The 20,580-nt window shown below is 70.5% G+C and carries 21 protein-coding genes; 8 read left to right on the top strand and 13 right to left on the bottom strand.

All coding sequences use genetic code 11. The annotated features are described in order from the left end of the window. The first annotated feature begins 7 nt into the window (after nucleotides 1-7). The 3 genes from ACTIFV_RS09335 to ACTIFV_RS09325 are packed head-to-tail and all read left to right on the top strand — an operon-like array spanning nucleotide 8 to nucleotide 3,286. Nucleotides 8-1,093, top strand: a complete 1,086-nt coding sequence (locus tag ACTIFV_RS09335; RefSeq protein ID WP_439592511.1) for a GNAT family N-acetyltransferase — start codon at nucleotides 8-10, stop codon at nucleotides 1,091-1,093. Then, entirely contained in the window at nucleotides 1,090-2,190 is a 1,101-nt protein-coding gene (locus ACTIFV_RS09330; protein ID WP_439592510.1) for a GNAT family N-acetyltransferase, read from the top strand. Before ACTIFV_RS09335 ends, ACTIFV_RS09330 begins: the two co-directional genes overlap by 4 nt. Further along, the gene (locus tag ACTIFV_RS09325; RefSeq protein ID WP_439592509.1) at nucleotides 2,183-3,286 is read left to right on the top strand and encodes a GNAT family N-acetyltransferase; all 1,104 of its coding nucleotides are present in this window, start codon (nucleotides 2,183-2,185) and stop codon (nucleotides 3,284-3,286) included. Before ACTIFV_RS09330 ends, ACTIFV_RS09325 begins: the two co-directional genes overlap by 8 nt. 115 nt (nucleotides 3,287-3,401) lie before the next feature. On the opposite strand, the gene mutM is transcribed toward ACTIFV_RS09325, so the two are convergent. The 6 genes from mutM to ACTIFV_RS09295 form a co-directional block, all read right to left on the bottom strand. Beyond that, nucleotides 3,402-4,316, bottom strand: coding sequence for a bifunctional DNA-formamidopyrimidine glycosylase/DNA-(apurinic or apyrimidinic site) lyase (gene mutM / locus ACTIFV_RS09320; protein ID WP_439592508.1), 915 nt, complete (start codon nucleotides 4,314-4,316; stop codon nucleotides 3,402-3,404). Then, nucleotides 4,309-5,001: a ribonuclease III gene (gene rnc / locus ACTIFV_RS09315; protein WP_439592507.1), complete on the bottom strand. Its 693-nt coding sequence runs from the start codon at nucleotides 4,999-5,001 to the stop codon at nucleotides 4,309-4,311. The genes mutM and rnc overlap by 8 nt, the downstream gene beginning before the upstream one ends. Nucleotides 5,002-5,020: 19 nt before the next feature. Next, entirely contained in the window at nucleotides 5,021-5,230 is a 210-nt protein-coding gene (gene rpmF, locus ACTIFV_RS09310; protein ID WP_208503539.1) for a 50S ribosomal protein L32, read from the bottom strand. A 2-nt stretch (nucleotides 5,231-5,232) separates the two neighbouring features. Further along, nucleotides 5,233-5,748 carry a YceD family protein gene (locus ACTIFV_RS09305; protein WP_439592691.1) on the bottom strand — a complete coding sequence of 172 codons (516 nt, stop codon included), beginning with the start codon at nucleotides 5,746-5,748 and terminating at the stop codon, nucleotides 5,233-5,235. A 106-nt stretch (nucleotides 5,749-5,854) separates the two neighbouring features. Beyond that, nucleotides 5,855-6,352, bottom strand: coding sequence for a pantetheine-phosphate adenylyltransferase (gene coaD, locus ACTIFV_RS09300; protein ID WP_439592506.1), 498 nt, complete (start codon nucleotides 6,350-6,352; stop codon nucleotides 5,855-5,857). Between the two features lie 30 nt (nucleotides 6,353-6,382). Continuing rightward, on the bottom strand, nucleotides 6,383-8,554 hold the full coding sequence (locus ACTIFV_RS09295; protein ID WP_439592505.1) for an ATP-dependent DNA helicase RecG: 2,172 nt from the start codon (nucleotides 8,552-8,554) through the stop codon (nucleotides 6,383-6,385). A gap of 76 nt (nucleotides 8,555-8,630) precedes the next feature. Between ACTIFV_RS09295 and ACTIFV_RS09290 the strand changes: the two genes are divergently transcribed. Together ACTIFV_RS09290 and rsmD are read left to right on the top strand one after the other, a co-directional pair. After that, nucleotides 8,631-9,218, top strand: a complete 588-nt coding sequence (locus ACTIFV_RS09290) for a 1-acyl-sn-glycerol-3-phosphate acyltransferase (protein ID WP_439592504.1) — start codon at nucleotides 8,631-8,633, stop codon at nucleotides 9,216-9,218. 4 nt (nucleotides 9,219-9,222) lie between these two features. Further along, nucleotides 9,223-9,780: a 16S rRNA (guanine(966)-N(2))-methyltransferase RsmD gene (gene rsmD / locus ACTIFV_RS09285; protein ID WP_439592503.1), complete on the top strand. Its 558-nt coding sequence runs from the start codon at nucleotides 9,223-9,225 to the stop codon at nucleotides 9,778-9,780. Nucleotides 9,781-9,808: 28 nt separating this feature from the next. Here rsmD and thiL read toward each other — a convergent pair whose 3' ends face one another. Continuing rightward, on the bottom strand, nucleotides 9,809-10,786 hold the full coding sequence (gene thiL / locus ACTIFV_RS09280) for a thiamine-phosphate kinase (protein WP_439592502.1): 978 nt from the start codon (nucleotides 10,784-10,786) through the stop codon (nucleotides 9,809-9,811). Nucleotides 10,787-10,836: 50 nt separating this feature from the next. Between thiL and ACTIFV_RS09275 the strand changes: the two genes are divergently transcribed. Continuing rightward, nucleotides 10,837-11,325, top strand: a complete 489-nt coding sequence (locus ACTIFV_RS09275; protein WP_439592501.1) for a DUF3515 family protein — start codon at nucleotides 10,837-10,839, stop codon at nucleotides 11,323-11,325. A 4-nt stretch (nucleotides 11,326-11,329) separates the two neighbouring features. Here the strand turns inward: ACTIFV_RS09275 and ACTIFV_RS09270 are convergent, their stop codons facing one another. The 6 genes from ACTIFV_RS09270 to leuC form a co-directional block, all read right to left on the bottom strand. Continuing rightward, the gene (locus ACTIFV_RS09270; protein WP_439592500.1) at nucleotides 11,330-12,409 is read right to left on the bottom strand and encodes a D-alanine--D-alanine ligase family protein; all 1,080 of its coding nucleotides are present in this window, start codon (nucleotides 12,407-12,409) and stop codon (nucleotides 11,330-11,332) included. Then, nucleotides 12,309-13,457, bottom strand: coding sequence for an NAD(P)H-dependent glycerol-3-phosphate dehydrogenase (locus ACTIFV_RS09265; protein ID WP_439592499.1), 1,149 nt, complete (start codon nucleotides 13,455-13,457; stop codon nucleotides 12,309-12,311). The genes ACTIFV_RS09270 and ACTIFV_RS09265 overlap by 101 nt, the downstream gene beginning before the upstream one ends. After that, nucleotides 13,447-14,202: a lysophospholipid acyltransferase family protein gene (locus ACTIFV_RS09260; protein ID WP_439592498.1), complete on the bottom strand. Its 756-nt coding sequence runs from the start codon at nucleotides 14,200-14,202 to the stop codon at nucleotides 13,447-13,449. Before ACTIFV_RS09260 ends, ACTIFV_RS09265 begins: the two co-directional genes overlap by 11 nt. 4 nt (nucleotides 14,203-14,206) lie before the next feature. After that, a complete protein-coding gene (gene murA / locus ACTIFV_RS09255) occupies nucleotides 14,207-15,574 on the bottom strand; it encodes a UDP-N-acetylglucosamine 1-carboxyvinyltransferase (RefSeq protein WP_439592497.1) in 1,368 nt (455 codons plus the stop codon). Nucleotides 15,575-15,651: 77 nt separating this feature from the next. Continuing rightward, nucleotides 15,652-16,248, bottom strand: a complete 597-nt coding sequence (gene leuD, locus ACTIFV_RS09250; protein ID WP_439592496.1) for a 3-isopropylmalate dehydratase small subunit — start codon at nucleotides 16,246-16,248, stop codon at nucleotides 15,652-15,654. 1 nt (nucleotide 16,249) lies between these two features. Beyond that, a complete protein-coding gene (gene leuC / locus ACTIFV_RS09245) occupies nucleotides 16,250-17,704 on the bottom strand; it encodes a 3-isopropylmalate dehydratase large subunit (protein ID WP_439592495.1) in 1,455 nt (484 codons plus the stop codon). Between the two features lie 234 nt (nucleotides 17,705-17,938). Here leuC and ACTIFV_RS09240 point away from each other — a divergent pair, with 234 nt between their 5' ends. Both ACTIFV_RS09240 and ACTIFV_RS09235 read left to right on the top strand, forming a co-directional pair. Next, entirely contained in the window at nucleotides 17,939-19,267 is a 1,329-nt protein-coding gene (locus ACTIFV_RS09240) for an O-acetylhomoserine aminocarboxypropyltransferase/cysteine synthase family protein (protein WP_439592494.1), read from the top strand. Further along, nucleotides 19,264-20,580 (top strand): LLM class flavin-dependent oxidoreductase, encoded by a 1,317-nt coding sequence (locus tag ACTIFV_RS09235; protein WP_439592493.1) that lies wholly within the window; start codon nucleotides 19,264-19,266, stop codon nucleotides 20,578-20,580. The genes ACTIFV_RS09240 and ACTIFV_RS09235 overlap by 4 nt, the downstream gene beginning before the upstream one ends.

The raw sequence follows: 20,580 nt of genomic DNA, 5'->3' as shown, positions 1-20,580 counted from the left end.
AGACACCATGAACACCACCACCACGACGGGCCTCGAGCTGCGGCCCCTCGTCATCCCCGCGTCGATCGACGCCGCCGACGCGAGCGACTTCGTCGCGATGGTCGACGTCCGCAACCGGGTCTTCGAGGAGATCGACGGCCATGGCGACGAAGCGATCACCGCTGCCGAGCTGCTCCCCCACTATCAGCCGGACCCCGACCAGCTGCGCTTCATGTGGGTTGCGATCCTCGACGGCGAGTTCGTCGGCCGAGTGGCCGTCGACATCCCGCAGCACGAGGGCTCGAAGACGGCGTTCTGGCTCATCGAGCTGCTCCGCAAGGCCTGGGGCAAGGGCATCGGCGCCGCCGGGTACGAGCTGATCGAGCAGACGGTGCGGGAGCACGGTCGGACCGTGCTGCAGTCGTGGGCGTCGCATCCCGCCTCCGATGGCCCGCACATCGAAGCGCCGACCGGGTTCGGCTCGATCCCCGACGATCGCGCCGCTCACTTCTACCGGCGCCGCGGATACACGCTCGAGCAGGTCGAGCGGAACAGCGCCTTCGACCTCCGCGGCGACTGGGCCGACGTCGAGCGCCTGCACGCCGAGGCGCTCGAGGCCTCCCGGGACTACCGCGTCGTGCAGTGGTCGCCGCCGACGCCGGCGGAGTACGTCGACGGCTACGCGTGGATGAAGTCCCGCATGGCGACCGACGCGCCCGCCGCCGAGATGGAGTTCGACGAGGAGGTGTGGGACGCTGCGCGCGTCGCCCGCCACGACGCGCTCTACACCGACTCCGAGCGGCTGCTGCTGGTGACTGCGGCGCAGCACATCGAGACCGGTGAGCTGTGCGCCTTCAACGAGCTCGTCGTGGGCAAGGACCGCACCGAGGCATCCCATCAGGAGGACACCCTGGTGCTGAAGGACCACCGCGGCCACAAGCTCGGCACGCTCGTGAAGTGCGCGGGCCTGCTGACGTGGCGCGACCTCGTGCCCGACTCGCACCGGGTGCTGACGTACAACGCGGAGGAGAACCGCCCCATGCTCGACATCAACGAAGCCATCGGCTTCGCACCGATCGCCTATGGCGGCGCATGGAAGAAGGTGCTGACATGACGAAGACGATGGATGCGTCGCAGCTGACGATCACGCGGATCCCCGTGCCGGCGACGATCGACGCCGCCGACGCCGGCCCGCTGATCGCGGCCGCGCGGATCGCCGACGCGGTATGTCGCTTCGACGCCGGGCACGACCACTTCGACCAGGACGCGTCGGAGTGGCTGCCCGGCTGGCAGGACCAGACCGACCGTCTGCAGTACGGGTTCATCGCCGAGCGGGACGGACTGATCGTCGGCGCTCTGACGATCACGGTGCCGCTCGAGGACGGCGCCGAGAACATCGAGTTCGACGCCATGGCGCTCCCCGAGCACCGTGACGCCGGCGTAGAGGACGCCCTCTTCGCCCTTCTCGAGCGCGAGGCGGTCGCCCACGGGCGCACGGTCCTGCAGACCTGGACGCTGCACAAGCCCGACCTCTCGGGCCGGCAGCTCGCCTCGCCGACCGGGTGGGGATCCATCCCGGCGGACGACCCGCAGACGGTGCTCATGCTCGCGCAGGGCTACTCGTTCGAGCAGGCGGAACGCAACAGCGTCTTCGACCTGACGGCGCCGATGGATGTCGTGGAGTCGATGCTCGACGACGCGATCCGCACGGCCGGAGACGACTACCGGCTCCTCGCCTGGACGTCGCCCACACCCGAGGAGCACCGCGACGGATTCGCCTACGTCATCTCGCGCATGTCGACCGACGTGCCGACCGGAGCCCTGGTATGGGCCGAGGAGACCTGGGACGCCGACCGCGTCGTGCGGCGCGACGCCCGCATGGCCGCCGCCGGCCAGACGGTCTCGGTCGCGTGCGCGCAACACGTGCCGACCGGCGCGATCGTCGCCTACAACGAGCTCGTGATCGGAGCGGACCACACGGCGCCCACACACCAGTGGGGGACCCTCGTGCTGAAGGAGCACCGCGGCCACCGCCTCGGCGCCCTGGTGAAGTGCGCGAACCTGCTGCGGTGGCGCGACCTGATGCCCGACTCGCCGCGGGTGTCGACGTTCAATGCGGAGGAGAACCGCCCGATGCTCGACATCAACGAGGCCATCGGCTTCGTGCCGGCATCGTACGGCGGTGCGTGGAAGAAGATTCTCGATGCCTGATCAGATCACCCTGACGCCGATCCCCGTCCCCGACCGTGTCGAGCAGATCGGCTCACGCGAGTACGCCGACTTCCGCGTCGCCGTGGACATCCGCAACCGCATCTCGGCGCTGCTGATCGGAGATGACGCTCCCGAGATCACGCCCGAGATGTCGCATCCGCACTGGCTGCGGCCCGATGAGGAGGTGCACGGCTGGCTGCTGCGCCTCGACGACGAGGTCGCCGGTCGAGCGATGATGTGGCTCCCGCTCGAGACGGGCTCGCGCCGGGCACAGGTGCGGGTCGAAGTGCTGCCCGAGTTCCGCCGACGAGGTGCCGGCCGGCATGGTCTGGACTTCCTCGTCCAGGAGGCGGTTCGACGCGGTCGCGTGATCCTCCAGGGATGGACGGAGCATCCCGTGCTCGGCGAACCCGAGCACGCCCAGCCGCCAGGGGCGATGATCACGGCGCGGACCGGATTCGGCGCGGTGCCTGACGATGCCACCGCCCGCCTCGCCGCACGTGCCGGGTTCGCGCTCGAGCAGGTGTACCGCATCAGCACCCTGCACCTCGACGGCGACCTCGCCGTTCTCGATCCCCTTCTCGAGGAGGCCGAAGCGGCGAGCGATGGCTATCGGTACGTGTCGTGGACCGCGCCGGCGCCCGAGGAGTGGGTCGCCGACTACGCGTGGATGAAGTCACGCATGTCGACGGACGCGCCGGCCGGCGACTCCGTGCTGGACGAGGAGGAGTGGGACGCCGCGCGCGTGCGCGCACTCGAGAAGATGTACGCCGACAGCGGCATGACTCTCATCGTCGGCGCGGCGCAGCACGTCGCATCGGGGCGCCTCGTCGCCTTCACCGAGCTGGTCTCGTTCCGCCAGGAGGGAAAACCCATCGAGCAGAACGACACGCTCGTGCTCGCCGAGCACCGCGGGCATCGCCTCGGAGCTCTCGTCAAGATCCATACGCTGCGGCTGGGGCGGGAATCGTTCCCCGAGGGGCATCGCATCGTGACCGGCAACGCCGAGGAGAACCGGCCGATGCTCGCGGTGAACGAGGCGATGGGCTTCATCCCGACCCGCTACTCAGGCGAGTGGCAGAAGATCGTGTCCTGAGCCGCGCACGCCGCGCGCGAACCCACCCACTTCCGCCGAACCCACACACTCTGGTCGACGAAACCGAGTGGGTTCGATGAGAGGGAGTGGGTTCGGCGCGGCAGGGACTTGGGTGTCAGAGACGCGGGAGCTTCTGGCATCCGGCGCAGAAGTGGCTCGAGCGGTTCATGAAAGAGACGCGCACGATGGGCCGGCCGCACCGGTCGCAAGGCTGGCCCGTGCGGCCGTAGGCGTGCAGCGAGTGCGCGAAGTACCCGGCCTGCCCGTTGACGTTGACGTATTGCGCGTCGAAGCTCGTACCTCCCTCGGCCAGGGCCTTCTCGAGCACGGCCCGCACCTCGGCCAGGAGCCGGTTCACGGCGCGCGTCGAGAGCGAGGACGCGCGGGTTTCGGGATGGACGCGCGCGCCCCACAGCGCTTCGTCCGCGTAGATGTTGCCGATGCCGCTCACGACCGTCTGGTCCAGCAGCACGCGCTTGATCGCGGAGTCCTTGCGCGCCAGAGCGCGGCGGAACCCGGCGTCGTCGAACGCGGAGTCGAGCGGATCCCGCGCGATGTGGGCGACTTGCGTCGGCACGACAGGGTCTGCCGACCCGAAGCCGCCGGGCGCGGCATCCGTCGTCGGCACGAGCGGGTCGATCGCGAGGGAGCCGAACGTGCGCTGGTCGGCGAAGACGATCGAGAGATCGCCGTGCACGGGATGCTGCAGGTCGATGCGCACGCGTTCGTGCCGCTCGAGCGGCGCACCGGGCTCGCGGAGCAGCAGCTGGCCGCTCATGCCGAGATGTCCGACGAGCGCCTCGGTCGCCGGTCCCGGCGCGAGGGGCTCGAGCGGGAGCCACAGGAACTTGCCCCGCCGCGCCGCGGCGCGGATCGAGCGACCCGCGAGCGCGGCTTCGAAGTCCGACCCCGTGCCGGGATGCCGGGTGAGCGCGCGCTCGTCGAAGACCGAGACCCCCATGACGCGCGCGCCCGTCACCGCCGGCGCGAGGCCCGCACGCACGACCTCGACCTCGGGAAGCTCAGGCACGACCCGTGAGCTCCTTCCAGGCGCGCAGCGCGGCCGCCATCTCGGCGAACTTCTTGCTGGTTCCCTCGCCCTGCGCCGATGCGTCGCCCACGAAGACGGTCGCGGTGAAGCGACGCTCGTGATCCGGCCCGGTCGAGGTCACCTCGTAGCGCGGCTGGCCGATGCCGCTCCGCGCGGCGAGTTCCTGCAGGCTCGTCTTGGGGTCCGTCGCCGCGCCGTAGCGTTCGGGATCGTCGAGCAGCGGATCGATGAGTCGCAGCACGAGGGCGGTCGCGGCATCCGGCCCCGCCGACAGATACGTCGCGCCGATGAGGGCCTCGGTCGTGTCGGCGAGGATCGAGTCCTTGTCGCGGCCTCCGGTCTGGTCTTCACCGCGGCCGAGCTTGAGGTACTCCCCCAGCCCGATCCCCCGGGCGATCTGCGCGAGTGCCACCGTCGAGACGACGCTCGCACGCCGTTTGGCGAGGGCGCCCTCTTCGAGATCGGGATGACGCGTGTACAGCCGCACCGTCACCGCCTGCCCCAGCACCGAGTCGCCGAGGAACTCCAGTCGCTCGTTATGGGGCACCTGACCGTTCTCGTACGCCCAGGAACGGTGGGTCAGCGCCAGCGACAGAAGCTCGGGGTCGATGTCGACCCCGAGCTTGTCGGTGAGGCTCGAGAGCCCCGATGTGACGTCGGTCACCGCGTCAGCCGCGGATCGATCAGACGTCGGCGACCTTGCGGCCCTTGTACTCCAGGAACAGCTCGGTGCCCTGCGAGTCGGTGACGACCTTCGCCTGGTGCGGACGGCTGTAGACGACCTTGCCGTTCTCGATCGTCTTGACGAGCGGCGTGGCCTCGGCCTTCCACTGCGCGCGACGCGAGCGGGTGTTCGAGCGGGAGACCTTCCGCTTGGGGGGGTTACCTGCCATGACTAGCTCTCTTCTGTGTTCTCGACGGTGCTGCTCACGGCCGTGCGGCGCGGAGCATCGTCGTCGTGGTCTGTGGTGTAGTCCTGGAGCGCGGCCCAGCGTGGATCGAGGGGTTCGCGCTGCTCTTCGCCGGCGTTCTCGGCCAGCCTCTCACCCGTGTTCGGATCGAGTCCGGGGCAATCCGGCTGGCATACCGGCTGAAACGGAAGCGACAGGACGATCGCATCCCTGACCGGAGTTTCAAGATCCACGTGGTCGTCTTGAACCTCGAAGTCAGTTGTTTCCTCTCCAGGATACGCGAAAAGCTCCTGGATCTCGACTCGGAGCGGCTCGGCGATGTCGGTGAGGCATCGTCCGCACACGCCCTCGTACCCGGTGTCGACGGTGGCCGACACGAGGATCCCCTCGTGCACCGACTCGAGGCGCCCCTCGATGACGATCGTCTCGCCCTCGGGAACCGCGACGAGGCCCTCGCCCCACTTCTCCTTCACGGGGAGCTCGAGCGTTACCTCGCGCATCTCGCCGGAGCGGTGGACGATGTCTCTGACGGGGACGGCGAAGGGGCCGTGACGATGCCTGCTCACAAGCGTCGATCCTACCGGGAGCACACCCGGGAGAGGCCTGTCAGCGCTCCTCGACGCCCGTCGCGAGGAAGCGGGCGACGGGGGCCGGGACGAACGGCGACACATCGCCGCCGAGGCCCGCCACCTGCCGCACGAGCGAGCTCGAGACGAGCGCGTGCGACGGATCGGGCAGCAGGAAGACGGTCTCGACGTGCGCGAGGTGGCGGTTGACGATCGCCATGGGCGTCTCGTACGCCACGTCGACCTGCGAGCGGATGCCCTTGACGAGCACGCCGGCATCCACGTCCACCGCGTAGTCCACGAGCAGACCCATGCTCCACGACGCGACGACGACGTCGCCGTCGATACCGGCTTCGTCGATGGACTGCTCCAGCAGTGCGAGTCGCTGCGCGATGGGCAGCATCGCCTCTTTGCCCGGGTTGTGCACGACGAGCACATGGAGCTGGTCGTAGAGACCCGCTGCGCGGCGGATGACGTCGAGGTGGCCGAGGGTCGGCGGGTCGAAGGACCCGGGGACGACGGCGATCCGAGGATTCACGCCTCCAGCGTACCCGGGGCGGTGACGTGGTCAGTTCCGCGCGAGAGCAGCTCTCTCGGCCATGCCGACGCGACGCTCGATGGCGGCTTCGAGACCGGGATGCCGGCGCAGCGCGGGATCCTCTTCGAGCACCTTCTCGGCGGCGACGCGGGCCTCGGCGATGAGGTCGGCATCCTTCACGACGCGCAGGAGCCGCAGCGATGAGCGGGCGCCGGACTGGGCGTCGCCGAGGACGTCGCCCTCGCCGCGCAGATCGAGATCGACCTCGGCGAGCTCGAATCCGTCGAGCGTCGCCGCGACCGCCTCGACCCTCTGGCGCGCCGGCGATCCGGGTGGCGCCTCGGTCACGAGGAGGCAGAGTCCGGGAACTCCCCCGCGGCCGACGCGTCCGCGCAGCTGATGCAACTGCGAGACGCCGAAGCGGTCCGCTTCGAGGATCGCCATCGTCGAGGCGTTCGGCACGTCGACGCCGACCTCGACGACGGTCGTGGCGACGAGCACGTCGATGTCGCCGCGCGCGAACGCCTGCATGACGGCATCCTTCTCGTCCGACGGCATCTTGCCGTGCAGGATCTCGACGCGGATGTCGTCGAAGGCGGGATGCCGCGACAGCAGGTCGGCGACCTGCACCACTCCCCAGCGGGTCTTCTCGGACTCGCCCTCGAGCATTCCGGCGTCGGGCTGCTCCGCGTCGGCCTTGGGATTCTTCGCGAGTGCCTCCGCGTCGATCGCCGCGCACACGACGAACGCCTGGCGCCCTTCGCCGACCTCCTCGGCGATGCGCTCCCACACGCGCCCGAACCAGGCCGGCCGTTCGGCGAGCGGGGCCACGAAGGTCTCGATGCCGGCGCGCCCCTGCGGCATCGTGCGGATCGTCGAGACGTCGAGATCGCCGAACACCGTCATCGCGACCGTCCGCGGGATCGGCGTCGCCGTGAGCACGAGGGCGTGCGGCGACGACCCCTTCGCGCGCAGGGCCTCGCGCTGCTCGACGCCGAAGCGGTGCTGCTCGTCGACGACGACGAGCCCGAGGTCGGCGAACGTGGTCGTGTCGCTCAGCAGCGCGTGCGTGCCGATGACGATCCGCGCCTGTCCCGACGCGGCGCGCAGTGCGGCCTTTCGGCGCTCGGCCGCCGGGAGCTGGCCGGTCAGCAAGGTCGGCATGAGCTCGGGCGCGAGCTGGGGGCCGAGCATGCGGGCGATCGAGCGCAGGTGCTGACCGGCGAGGACCTCGGTCGGCGCGATGAGCGCGGACTGGCCGCCGCTCTCGGCGACCTGCAGCATCGCGCGCAGCGCGACGAGCGTCTTGCCCGAGCCGACCTCGCCCTGGACGAGCCGGTTCATGGGCCAGTCGCCCTCGAGATCGCGCGCGATCTGGTCGCCCACCGAGACCTGGTCGGGCGTGCGCTCGAAGGGCAGGATCGCGTCGAAGCGCTCGAGGAGCGCGCCGGGCCGCCGACGCGTCGCCGAGAGTGCGCGCACGAACTGCCGCTGCTGCAGGAGCGCCGCCTGGAGCACGAACGCCTCGTGCATGCGCAGCGTCGCGCGCGCGCGCTCGTACTGCTCCTCGGACTGCGGGCGATGCATCCACTCGATCGCCTCGCGCGCACTCACGAGACCGTGACGCTCGCGCAGGTCGTCGGGCAGCGGATCGGCGACCGGGCCCAGCCCGTCGAGCACCAGCTCGACGATCTTGGTGAGCTGCCAGCTCGCGAGCGTGCTCGTGGCCGGGTAGATCGGGATGGGCACCGTCGCGTAGGCCTGAGCGTTCTCGCGCGCCTGGTCCTCGTCGTCGAAGAGCTCGTAGTCGGGATGCGCGAGCTGCGTCGCTCCGCGGTACTCGCCCACTTTGCCCGCGAAGATGCCGCGTCGCCCGGGGCGGAGGTCCTTCGACCGCCACGCCTGATTGAAGAACGTGAGCGAGAGACTGCCCTGGCCGTCGCTGATCGTCACCTCGAGCAGGGTGCCCTTGCGGTTCTGCATGCGCCGTTCGTTCACGCGGACGACCTCGGCCACGATCGTGACGGGTTCGCCGAGCGGCAGCGACGAGATCGGGGTGAGCTCGCCACGGCGCGCGTAGCGGCGCGGATAGTGCGACACGAGGTCTCCGACCGTGCGCATGCCGAAGGCCTTCTCGAGCGCCGACGCCGTCTTGCCCCCGACGGCGCCGTCGAGGCGCGACTCGAGGGTCAGATCGGCCATGCTCCGAGTCTAGGGAGCGTCGGCGACCTCGGGTTCCATGCCCCGACCGACATGGGCCAGGGCGTACGGTTGCGGCATGATCCGTCGACTCCTCGCGCGCGTCTACTGGGCGTGCAGCCGCTGGAGTCTCGTCTCCCAGCCCGCACCCACGACGCCCACGGTGCTCATCGGCGCGCCGCACACGTCGAACTGGGACTTCGTCCTGATGCTCGCGATCGCATGGCGCCTGGGCATCCCCGTCCGCTGGCTCGGCAAAGACTCGCTCTTCCGGGGCTGGCGGGGTCCGATCATGCGAGGGCTGGGCGGCATCGCCGTCGATCGCGCGAAACCCGCGAACGTCGTGGCCGACGTCGTCGCGAGGGTGCGCGCCGGCGAGGTCTTCGGGCTCGTCGTGACCCCCGAGGGGACCCGCGGATCGGGCGAGTACTGGAAGTCCGGCTTTTACCGCATCGCCCGCGAGGCGGGACTGCCCGTCACGCTCGGCTACGTCGATCGCACGACGATGACGACGGGACTCGGCGTCACGATCGAGCTCACCGGCGACGTCCGCGCCGACATGGACCGCGTCCGCGCGTTCTACGCCGACAAGGCCGGGCTCCGGCCCGAGTACCGCACGACGCCGCGCCTGCGGGAAGAGGACTCCGCGTCCGCGCCGCTATCGTGAGCGTGTGACACGCATCATCTCCGGCCGGGCCGGCTCGTTGGCCTTGGAGGTTCCGGATGCCGGCACCCGGCCGACCTCCGACCGCGTGCGCGAATCCCTCTTCGGTGCCCTGGAGTCGGCCGACGCGGTGCGCAGCGCGGCCGTGCTCGACCTCTACGCCGGCTCCGGAGCGCTCGGGCTCGAGGCGCTCAGCCGGGGCGCGGCATCCGTCGACCTCGTGGAGAAGGCGCCGCGCGCGGCCGGAGTCGCGCAGCGCAACGCCGACCGCGTCGTGAAGTCTCTCGGCGGCGGAGTGGCACGCGTGCACCGCACGGCCGTCGACGCCTTCCTGCGCGCGGCGCGCGGGCCGTTCGATCTCGTGCTGATCGATCCGCCGTACGACCTCGGCGAGACCGAGCTCACGACGGTGCTCGCGCTCCTCGCGCCGTCGCTCGGCGCCGACGCGACCGTCGTGATCGAGAGGTCGTCGCGCTCGCCCGAGCCGACGATGCCCGATGAGATCGCGATCGAGCGGTCCCGGAAGTACGGCGACACGACGCTGTGGTGGGCCGGGCCCGCCTGAGGTCCGCTCCTCGACGGCAGAGCGCGGCTCAGCCGCGGTGCGCGTCCCAGTCCTGATACGGGTCCCATCCCCCGCGCCCGTCGTGAGGGCGTCCGTCGACGAGCACCGGATGCGCCCCCCGATCCACGACCCGACCGATGGTCCGGAAGCCCTCCGGCACAGCTCCGGCGAAGGTGGCGAGCAGCGCGTGGTCCTCGCCGCCCGTGAGCGCTGGATCCGGATCGTCGCCGAGCCCGGCGGTGTCGAGGTCGAGGGTCACGCCCGAGGCCGCTGCCATCCGCGTGGCGTCCAGAACGAGACCGTCGGAGACATCCATCATCGCCGTCGCTCCGGCGTCGGCCGCGGCCCGGCCGAGCGCGATGGGCGGTGACGGTCGCAGCTGAGCGACCAGGTCGCGGTCGGTGCGCGTCACGTCGTCGACCGGGATCGGGCGGCCTGCGGCATCCCGGAATCGACCGAACAGCTTCGCGAGACCGCGCCCCGCGGCGCCGAGCCCGCCTGCGACGGCGACGACGTCGCCGGCCCGCGCACCCGAGCGCAGCACCGGCGCCCGCCCGTCGAGCGAGCCGAGTGCCGTGACGGCGATCGTGAGCGTGTCCGAGACGGTGAGGTCGCCGCCCTCGACGGAGCAGTCCGGCGCGAGCGACTCGCAGGCTTCGCGGAGACCGTCGGCGAGACCGTGAACGAACGACAGGCGCGTGTCGTCGGGCATCGCGAGCGCGACGAGCAGCGCGGTCGGGCGCGCGCCCATCGCGGCGATGTCGGCCAGGTTCACGGCGGCCGCCTTCCAGCCGAGGTCGTAGGCGCTCGACCAGGCGAGACGGAAGTCCGGGCCGTGCACGAGTGTGTCGACCGTCGCGACGACACGGCCGTCCGGCGCAGCGAGAACCGCGGCATCGTCGCCCGGGCCGATCTCGGCGCGCGACGGTCCGAGCCGCGCGAGGATCGCTCGCAGCACGGCGCCCTCGGTCAGCTCACCTACGCGCGGGTCGGCTGCAGCATCCATCACCCCCACGGTAGCGCCGATCAGTGATCGGGCGCGGGTAGCCTGGAGGGGTGCGTGCATCCCGGATCCTGGCGGCCCTCGTGACGGCCGTCGCGCTGACCGGCTCGCTCGCGGCGTGCACGTCGACGGTGTCGATGGATGCCGCGGACGACGCGAACGATCCCCTGTGCGCCGACGTCATCGTGCGCCTGCCGGGGACGATCGACGGTCAGGACCGACGGTGGACGGATGCCCAGGCGACGGGCGCGTGGGGCGATCCCGACGCGGCGATCCTCCTCACCTGCGGCGTGACGCCTCCCGGCCCCACCGAGGCGCGCTGCATCACGATCGGCGGCGTCGACTGGGTGGTCGACGAGTCCGAGGCCCCGAAGTACCGCATCACCACCTACGGGCGCACGCCCGCCGTCGAGGTCTTCCTCGACAACGAGGTCGTGGGGTCCAACAACGTCCTCGACCGGCTCGGCCCGATCGTCAGCGGCGCGATCCCCGCCGAGAGCGCGTGCGTCGACTCCGAGTCCGTCCTGCCCGACGAGGGCTGACCGCTCAGGACGCGGCGTCGATGAGCTCGCTGATGAGCTCGGGATACGACATGCCCGACGCGATCCAGCACTTGGGGAACATCGAGATCGGCGTGAAGCCGGGCATCGTGTTGACCTCGTTGACGAAGAACTCCGTGCCGGTGAAGAAGAAGTCCACGCGCGCGAGCCCTTCGCCGCCCAGCGCCTCGAACGCCTGCACGGCGATCCGCTGCATCTCGCGCAGCTCGCCGTCCCGCAGATCGGCGGGGCACACGAGCTCGACGCCGGGCGCGTCGAGGTACTTCGCCTCGAAGTCGTAGAACTCCCGTCCGGTCACGACGATCTCGCCCGCGAGGCTGACGCGCGGCTCGCCCCCGTCCACGCCCGGAAGCACACCGCACTCGACCTCGCGCCCCGTGATCCCCTGCTCGACGAGCACGGTCGCGTCCTCCGCGAAGGCCACGTCGAGCGCGGAATCCAGCTCAGTCCAGTCCGTCACCTTCGAGACGCCGACACTCGACCCCGCGCGGGCGGGCTTGACGAAGGCCGGCAGACCGAGGGAGCGGATGCGACGGCGCCAGAGGTCGCCGTCGCGGGAGAGGTCGCTGCGCGTCACCGTGACCCACGGCACGACGGGCACGCCCGCGGACTTCAGGACGCTCTTGGTCGCGTGCTTGTCCATGCCGATCGCCGACATGAGCACGCCCGCGCCGACGTACGGCAGACCCAGGAGCTCGAGCATCCCCTGGATCGTGCCGTCTTCGCCGAAGCGGCCGTGCAGGATCGGGAAGACGACATCGACGTCGCCCAGCGAGCGCGTGGCGCCCGAGGCATCCGTCACGCGGAGCTCGCGGGTCAGGGTCGAGTCGGGCCAGAGGATGCGCGTGCCGTTGTCGAGGACTTCGGGCAGGCGATCCTTGTCGAGGGCGAACTTGTCGGGGTCGTCGTCCTCGAGGACGAAGGCGCCGTCGCGGGTGATCCCGATCGGGATGACGTCGAACCGCTCACGGTCGATCGCCCGCAGCACCCCTCCCGCCGTGGCGGAACTGATCGAGTGCTCGCTGGAGCGACCTCCAAAGAGCACCGCCACCGCCGTTCTGGCCATTCTGCGTCCTCTCGCCCATCGGCGTGTCGTCGTCGGTCGTCAGGTGCGGCGCGATGTCGCGCGGGTTCATCGTTCCGTCGAGCACCATCTTGACCTGCTCGACGATGGGCATCGCGACGCCGACCTCGCGCGCGAGCTGCAGGATGGGGGCGACGGATGCCAGGCCCTCGGCGGTCTGGTTCATCTGCTTGACGACGTCGTCGAAGCGGTAGCCCTGACCCAGCAGGCGTCCGGCGGTGTTGTTGCGGCTGAGCGGCGACTGGCACGTCGCGATGAGGTCGCCGAGGCCCGCGAGGCCCTGGAGCGTCTCGGGGTGCGCCCCGAACGCGACGGCGAAGTCGGTCATCTCGACGAGTCCGCGCGTGATGATCGACGCCTTCGTGTTCTCGCCGTAGCCGACGCCGTCGACGATGCCGATCGCGACGGCGATGAGGTTCTTGAGCACGCCGCCGAACTCCGTGCCGATCACGTCGGTGTTGACGAACGTGCGGAAGTAGTCGTTGCGCGCGCGGCGGGCGACGGCATCCGCCGTCTCCTGACTCGTCGAGGAGATGACGGCGGCCGTGGGCTGCTCCCGCGCGATCTCGAGGGCGAGGTTGGGTCCGGATGCCACGGCGATCCGATCAGGGTCGCAGTGCAGCTCCTGCTCGATGACCTGGCTCATGCGCAGACCCGTGCGCCGTTCGACGCCCTTCATGAGCGACACGATCGGAGCCTCGGTCTGCGCGATGAGCGGCCTCACGGCCTTGAGGTTCTGGCGCACCGCCTGGCTCGGGATCGACAGGTAGACCTGCTCGGCACCGTCGAGCGCTTCGGAGAGATGATGCGTCGCAGACATCGACCGCGGCAGGTTGATGCCCGGCAGGTACTCGCTGTTGCGCTTGGCCTCGTTGATCTCCTGCGCGAGTTCGGGGCGGCGCGCCCACATCGTCACGTGCGCACCGCCGTCGGCGAGGATCTTGCCGAACGTCGTGCCCCAGCTGCCGGCGCCGACGACGGCGACGCGGGGCTGCGATCCGCCGCGGCGGGCGTCCTGTCTAGGAGTCAAGGCGCCCCGTCTCCTTCTGCCCGTGCACGGCCGGGTCCCAGCGCTCGGCCGGCGCCTTCTCGTCGCGCAGTTCCTCGAGGAGCGCCGTGACGGCGTTCATGAGATGGGTCGTCGCCTCGATCAGCAGCGAGTTCGTGAGGGGCTTGCCGCGGAACGCGGTGAGGTCGACGGGGGCGCCCACCCGCACCGCGACGGGCCGACGCAAGGGCCACAGGCGGAACTTCCCGTAGCGCGGCATGATCGCCTGCGTTCCCCAGTGCGCCATCGGGATGAGCGGGATGTCGGCCTCGAGCGCGAGGCGCACGGCACCGGTCTTGCCGCGCATGGGCCACATGTCGGGGTCGCGCGTGAGCGTGCCCTCGGGATACACGATGACCCCGCGGCCGTGCTCGACGAGAGTCTCGGACGCGCTCAGCGTCTGCTTCGCCGACGCGCTCGACGACGATCGCGCGACGGGGACCATTCCGGTCGCGCGCAGAGCCCATCCAAGTACGGGCACGCGGAAGAGGCTCTCCTTCGCCATGAAGCGGGGCGGGCGTCCGAGCCGCCAGACCGCGACGGCGACGATGAGGGGGTCGACCTCGGAGTAGTGGTTGGGCGCGAGGACGTAAGCGCCGCTGGGCTGCAGCTTCTCACCCGAGATGCGGATCTTCGCGATCAGCCCCACGAGCGGCACGACGATCGACGCCAGCAGCCAGAAGACGAAGGGGCGCGGTTCGCGCGGCGTCGCCGAGGATCCCGTCATGGGGTCAGCCGATGACGTCGACGTCGGCGCCGAGGGCGTCGAGCTTGGGCAGGAACTTCTCGTACCCGCGGCGGATGATGCCGACGTTGCTGACCGTCGACTCGCCCTGCGCCGCGAGCGCCGCGATGACGTAGCTGAACCCGCCGCGCAGGTCGGGGACCTCGACGTCGGCGCCGCGCAGCGGTGTCGGACCGTTGATGACCGCCGCCTGCTCGAGCGCACGGCGCGGCACTCGCCGATCGGCCGCGTCGATCCCGTGCGGGTGCACGACGATGTCGGCGCCCATCTGCACGAGCGCGGCCGTGAAACCCAGACGGTTCTCGTACACCGTCTCGTGCACGACCGACTGCCCATGGGCCTGCGTCAGCGCGACGATGAGCGGCTGCTGCCAATCGGTCATGAAGCCGGGGTGCACGTCGGTCTCGACCGTGACCGGCTTGAGCGGGGCATCCCCTCGACGGAACCGGATGCCGTCCTCGTGCACGTCGAACGAGCCGCCGGCCTTGCGGAAGACGTTGAGGAACGTCAGCATCTCCTGCTGCTTGGCTCCGCCGACGTAGATGTCGCCGTCGGTCGCCAGCGCGGCGCAGGCCCACGACGCGGCCTCGTTGCGGTCGAAGATCGCGCGGTGGTCGTACCCCTGCAGGGCATCCACTCCCTCGATGAGGATGACCCGGTTGGGCTCGTAGGAGATGATGGCGCCCATCTTCTGCAGCACCGCGATGAGGTCCATGATCTCGGGCTCGATCGCCGCGTTGCGCAGCTCGGTCGTGCCCTTGGCCCGCACAGCCGTGAGCAGCACCTGCTCGGTCGCGCCGACGCTCGGATACGGCAGCGCGATGTTCGCGCCGTGCAGACCGTTGGGAGCCGTGATCCGGATGCCCTCGTAGCTCTTGTCGACGACGGCGCCGAAGGCGCGGAGGGCGTCCATGTGGAAGTTGATCGGCCGGTCGCCGATGCGGCAGCCGCCGAGATCGGGGATGAGCGCTTCGCCGAGCAGGTGCAGCAGCGGACCGCAGAAGAGGATCGGGATGCGGGACGCCCCGGCATGCGCGTCGATCTCCTCGAAGTGGGCCGCGACCGCGCCGCTGGGATCGAAGTGCAGCGTGCCTTCCTCGTCGCCGTCGTCGACGCGGACGCCGTGCACCTCGAGCAGGGAGCGCACGACCCCGACATCGCTGATCTCGGGCACGTCGCGCAGCGTGCTGGGCGTCTCTCCGAGGAGAGCCGCCACCATCGCCTTCGTGACGAGGTTCTTGGCGCCCTTCACCTCGATGCGCCCGCTGAGGGGACGACCACCTCGGATCGAGAGGACCTCCCCTGCTGGCTGCGGGTTGCCTGACGGTGCGGCATCGCCGAGAAGGGTCTTCATCCAGTGAACCTCATTTGTGTCTTCGAGGGGGCGTGCGGTCGGGCCGTGCCACCGTTGTGCGGTGGCCTTCCCTGGCCTCAGCGGACGGGGAGCGTCCGTGGTCGCCACGCCTCGCGGCGAGCCTCGAACTGCGCGATCTTGTCTTCGTTGCGCAGCGTGAGCCCGATGTCGTCGAGCCCTTCGAGAAGCCGCCACCTAGTGTAATCATCGATGTCGAAAGCGATCTCGAGATCGCCGATCGTCGCCGTGCGGGCGCCGAGATCGACGGTCATCCGGATGCCGGGATCCGCCGTGATCGCGGCCCACACGGCCTCGAGATCGGACTCCGAGATGACTCCCGTCACCAGACCCTGCTTGCCGGCGTTGCCGCGGAAGATGTCGGCGAACCGCGGGCTCAGCACGACCTTGAAGCCGAAATCGCGCAGCGCCCAGACCGCGTGCTCGCGGCTCGACCCCGTGCCGAAGTCGGGGCCGGCGACGAGGATGGATGCCCCCTGGTAGGCGGGCTGGTTGAGCACGAAATCGGGATCCTGCCGCCAGCTCGCGAAGAGGGCGTCGTCGAAGCCCGTCTTCGTGACGCGCTTGAGGTACACCGCGGGGATGATCTGGTCGGTGTCGACGGCCGAGCGCTGCAGAGGAGCGGCGATGCCCGTGTGGGTCGTGAACTTCTCCATGTCAGGCCTCCACCGTCTCGCGTGCGGGCAGATCGCTGGGGCTCGCGAGTCGGCCGACGACGGCTGTCGCCGCCGCCACGAGCGGCGAGACGAGGTGCGTGCGGCCGCCCTTGCCCTGCCGACCCTCGAAATTGCGGTTGCTCGTCGAGGCGCAGCGCTCCCCCGGAGCGAGCTGATCGGGGTTCATGCCGAGGCACATCGAGCAGCCCGCGAAGCGCCACTCGGCGCCGAAATCGGTGAAGATCTTGTCGAGCCCCTCGGCTTCGGCCTCGAGGCGCACTCGTGCCGAGCCGGGCACGACCATGACGCGGACGCCGTCGGCCTTCGTGCGGCCCTCGATGACGGATGCGAAGGCCCGGAGATCCTCGATCCGGCTGTTGGTGCACGAGCCCATGAAGACCGCGTCGACCGCGACCTCCTTCAGCGGCGTGCCCGCCTGGAGATCCATGTACTCCAGCGCACGCTCGGCGGCAGCGCGCTCGTTCGCGTCGGCGAACGACGCGGGCTCCGGGATGACGCCCGAGAGCGACACGCCCTGCCCGGGGTTCGTGCCCCACGTGACGAACGGCTCGAGCGCGTTCGCGTCGAGGAACACCTCGGCGTCGTACACGGCGCCCTCGTCGGACGGCAGCGTGCGCCAGTAGGCGACCGCCTCGTCCCAGTCCTGACCCTGCGGGGCGTGCGGCTTGTCCTTCACGTACGCGAACGTCGTCTCGTCGGGGGCGATCATTCCCGCCCGCGCGCCGGCCTCGATCGACATGTTGCACATCGTCATGCGCCCCTCCATCGAGAGGGACCGGATCGCGCTGCCACGGAACTCGAGCACGTAGCCCTGACCGCCGTTCGCGCCGATCTCGGCGATGATCGCCAGGATGATGTCCTTCGCCGTCACGCCCGGACGGAGATCGCCCTCGACCGTGATCGCCATCGTCTTGAAGGGCTTGAGCGGCAGGGTCTGCGTCGCCATGACGTGTTCGACCTCGCTCGTGCCGATGCCGAACGCCATCGCGCCGAAAGCGCCGTGGGTCGAGGTGTGGCTGTCGCCGCAGACGACCGTGATGCCGGGCATCGTGAGGCCGAGCTGCGGACCGACGACATGCACGATCCCCTGCTCCTTGTCGCCGAGGGAGTGCAGACGCACACCGAACTCCTCGGCGTTGCGGCGCAGCGTGTCGATCTGCGTGCGACTCGTCAGGTCGGCGATCGGCTTGTCGATGTCGAGCGTCGGCGTGTTGTGGTCCTCGGTCGCGATCGTGAGGTCGAGGCGGCGCAGCGGCCGCCCCTCGGCGCGGAGCCCATCGAACGCCTGCGGGCTCGTGACCTCGTGCACGAGGTGCAGATCGATGTAGATGAGGTCGGGTTCGCCGTTCTCGCCCTTCACGACGAGGTGGTCGTCCCAGACCTTCTCGGCCAGCGTTCGGGGGCGATCGGGGATGCCGGAATCAGTGGTGCTCATTGCTCAGTCGTTCTCCTGGGAAGAGGTGATCAAGCCCGCGACGAAACTCCGCGACGAGGGAGGCCTGGAACTAGGACTCGTCGCGGCCGCTAAGGAGGAGGCGAGCGATCCGCACCGGCCCAGACTACCACCGGCCGGACGGACGCCCTCCCGTAACACTGCTTCTCATTCGACCGGCAGTTCGCGCACTCCGTGGCACCCTGGGGCATCCGCTGTTCCCGAAAGGCCCGCACGATGACGACATCCGACCGCCGCGACGGCTTCACGACGCGGCAGGTGCACGGCAGCCTCACGCCGCACGCCGCGCGGTCGCGAACGACGCCGATCTACCTGACCGCGGGATTCCCGTTCGACGGCTTCGACGACGCTGCGGCGCACTTCGGGCAGGGCGACGGCTTCGGCTACACGCGCGTCGGCAATCCCACGATCGATGTCGTCGAGCGCCGGATCGCCCTCCTCGAGGGCGGCGCCCAGGCTCTGCTCGTCGCGAGCGGGCAGGCCGCCGTGACGGTCGCACTGCTGGGTCTCGTCGCGTCCGGCGACCACATCGTCACCTCGACGCACATCTACGAGGGCACGCGCGGGCTGTTCCTCGACAACTTCGCCCGCCTGGGGATCGAGGTCGACTTCGTCGACGACATCGACGACCCCGCCGCGTGGGAGGCGCTCATCCGCCCCACGACGCGCGCGCTGTTCTCGGAGTCGCTGGCGAACGCGCGAAACGACCTGCTCGATGTGCGCGCGATCGCCGACGTCGGCGATCGCCACGGCATCCCGCTCGTCGTCGACAACACCCTCGCGACGCCGTACCTGCAGCGCCCCCTCGAGCACGGCGCGGCGGTGGTCGTGCACTCGGCGAGCAAGTTCCTCTCGGGTCAGGGCTCGGTGCTCGGCGGCGTGATCGTCGACGACGGCCGCTTCGACGCCACAGCCTCGGGCGCGAAGTTCCCCCACCTGGTCGAGCCGACGCGCACGGGGGGCGCGAGCCTGTACGAGCGCCACGGCGGACTGGCCCGCATCGCGCACCTGCGCGAGACGGTCGCACCGCGCCTCGGCCCGACGCCGTCGCCGCTGAACGCCTTCCTCATCGGCCAGGGGCTCGAGACCCTCAGCCTGCGCGTGCGCGAGCAGTCCCGCAACGCCGCGCTCGTCGCGGCATGGCTCGAGGCCCGGCCCGAGGTGGCCTCGGTCGACTACGTGGGCCTGCCGTCGCATCCGCACCACCGGCACGTCGAGCGCTACCTGCCGGACGGCGCGGGGTCGGTCTTCACCTTCACCCTCGACGGCGGCACGGACGACGCGCGCCGGTTCGTCGAGGCGGGCGAGGTCTTCACGCACATGACGCACGTCGGCGACGTGCGGTCGCTCGTGCTGCATCCCGCGACGACCAGCCACGTGCAGCGCACCCGCGAGGAACGCGCGGCCCACGGCGTGTTCGACGGCACGCTGCGGCTGTCGATCGGAATCGAGGATGCCGCCGACCTCATCGCCGACCTCGACCGCGCCCTCGCCGCCGCCCGACCCGCCGTCGCGCCTGCCGTGGCCGAAGCGGTGCCGGCGTGAGCCGCCCTCAGCACTTCGGCTGGTTCCTCGCGCGCGGATTCGGCCCGCACGGCTGGGGCCACCCGTACCTCGACTGGAACTACCGCTGGACCGAGCCCGCGCTCTATCAGGAGTCGGTGCGCGCGCTCGAGCAGGCGGGCTTCGACCTGCTCATCATCGAAGACGCTCCCTCGCTCGGCTCGCCGGCCACGATCGACCTGCGCGTGCGGCAGGCCTTCGGCGGCCCCAAGCACGATCCGCTGCTGCTCGCTCCCTACCTCTTCGCCGCGACGCAGCACCTCGGCATCGTGCCCACCGTCAACCCCGCGGCCTACCTGCCGTACACGGCGGCGCGCCAGTTCGCGACGCTGCAGCACCTGAGCGGGCATCGGCTCGGACTCAACGTCGTGACCGACACGGGCAGCGCACGGCACTTCGGCACGACTCCCCCGCCCGGTCACGACGGCGCCTACGACCGTGCCGAGGAGTGGCTCGCGGGGATCAGGGCGCTGTGGAACAGCTGGCCCGACGGGGCGCTCATCGCCGACCCGGCTCGGGGCCGGTATGCCGATGGCACGCTCCTCGAGCACGTGCAGCACCGCGGCGAGTACTACGGCTTCGACGGCCCGCTCAACGCACTGCCCTTCACCGACGGCGAGCCCGTCATCGTCTCACCGGGCGGTTCGGGCCGAGGGCTCGGCTTCGCCGGCGCCAACTCGGGCGTCCAGCTCGCCCTGGCCCCGCTCGACCGCGAGAGCATCACGGCCTACCGCGCCAGGATCCACGCGGCTGCCGTCGAGGCGGGGCGCACCGCCGAGGACATCAAGATCCTCTTCGCGATCCAGCCGGTCATCGTGTCGTCCCCCGAGGAAGCCGATCGGGTGGTGGCGGCATCCCGCAATCCCGACGACGCGGCGATCGCCTACATCGCCGAGAAGCAGTCGAGCGACCTCGAGACGGATCTCACGGCGCTCGACCCGGATGCGCCGCTCGACCTCTCCGTGTTCGGCGGACACGTCTCGCAGGGCAGCATCGCGCGGCTCGTCGGAAAGCACGACGTGCACACCACTCCCCTTCGCACGATCCTCGCGGCCCACGCGCGCCTCGGCCGGATCTCCGATCGCACGGGCTTCGTCGGCACGGCGGGCGAGTTCGCCGACCTCATCGAGGAGCTCGGCGAGTGGGGCAACGACGGCGTGCTCATCTGGGGCGATCTGCATCCCGTGACGGTGCACCGGATCCTGGACGAGCTCGTGCCGATCCTGCGCCGCCGCGGCATCCTGCGATCGGAGTACGTCTCCGGCGGCCTCGGGGCGAACCTGCAGGCGTTCTGA

Source organism: Microbacterium sp. (assembly GCF_051860965.1).
Taxonomy (GTDB): Bacteria; Actinomycetota; Actinomycetes; order Actinomycetales; family Microbacteriaceae; genus Microbacterium.
The sequence above is the reverse complement of the archived record's forward strand: the minus strand, read 5'-3'. Positions and strand labels throughout refer to the sequence as shown.

Coding starts and splice junctions, on each gene's coding strand:
- ACTIFV_RS09270 (WP_439592500.1), bottom strand. CDS start 12,409: ATGGCCAGAACGGCGGTGGCGGTGCTCTTTGGAGGTCGCTCCAGCGAG.
- ACTIFV_RS09330 (WP_439592510.1), top strand. CDS start 1,090: ATGACGAAGACGATGGATGCGTCGCAGCTGACGATCACGCGGATCCCC.
- leuC (WP_439592495.1), bottom strand. CDS start 17,704: ATGAGCACCACTGATTCCGGCATCCCCGATCGCCCCCGAACGCTGGCC.
- ACTIFV_RS09295 (WP_439592505.1), bottom strand. CDS start 8,554: ATGGCCGATCTGACCCTCGAGTCGCGCCTCGACGGCGCCGTCGGGGGC.
- thiL (WP_439592502.1), bottom strand. CDS start 10,786: ATGGATGCTGCAGCCGACCCGCGCGTAGGTGAGCTGACCGAGGGCGCC.
- rpmF (WP_208503539.1), bottom strand. CDS start 5,230: ATGGCAGGTAACCCCCCCAAGCGGAAGGTCTCCCGCTCGAACACCCGC.
- leuD (WP_439592496.1), bottom strand. CDS start 16,248: ATGGAGAAGTTCACGACCCACACGGGCATCGCCGCTCCTCTGCAGCGC.
- ACTIFV_RS09305 (WP_439592691.1), bottom strand. CDS start 5,748: ATGCGCGAGGTAACGCTCGAGCTCCCCGTGAAGGAGAAGTGGGGCGAG.
- ACTIFV_RS09325 (WP_439592509.1), top strand. CDS start 2,183: ATGCCTGATCAGATCACCCTGACGCCGATCCCCGTCCCCGACCGTGTC.
- ACTIFV_RS09335 (WP_439592511.1), top strand. CDS start 8: ATGAACACCACCACCACGACGGGCCTCGAGCTGCGGCCCCTCGTCATC.
- ACTIFV_RS09260 (WP_439592498.1), bottom strand. CDS start 14,202: ATGACGGGATCCTCGGCGACGCCGCGCGAACCGCGCCCCTTCGTCTTC.
- murA (WP_439592497.1), bottom strand. CDS start 15,574: ATGAAGACCCTTCTCGGCGATGCCGCACCGTCAGGCAACCCGCAGCCA.
- ACTIFV_RS09290 (WP_439592504.1), top strand. CDS start 8,631: ATGATCCGTCGACTCCTCGCGCGCGTCTACTGGGCGTGCAGCCGCTGG.
- ACTIFV_RS09240 (WP_439592494.1), top strand. CDS start 17,939: ATGACGACATCCGACCGCCGCGACGGCTTCACGACGCGGCAGGTGCAC.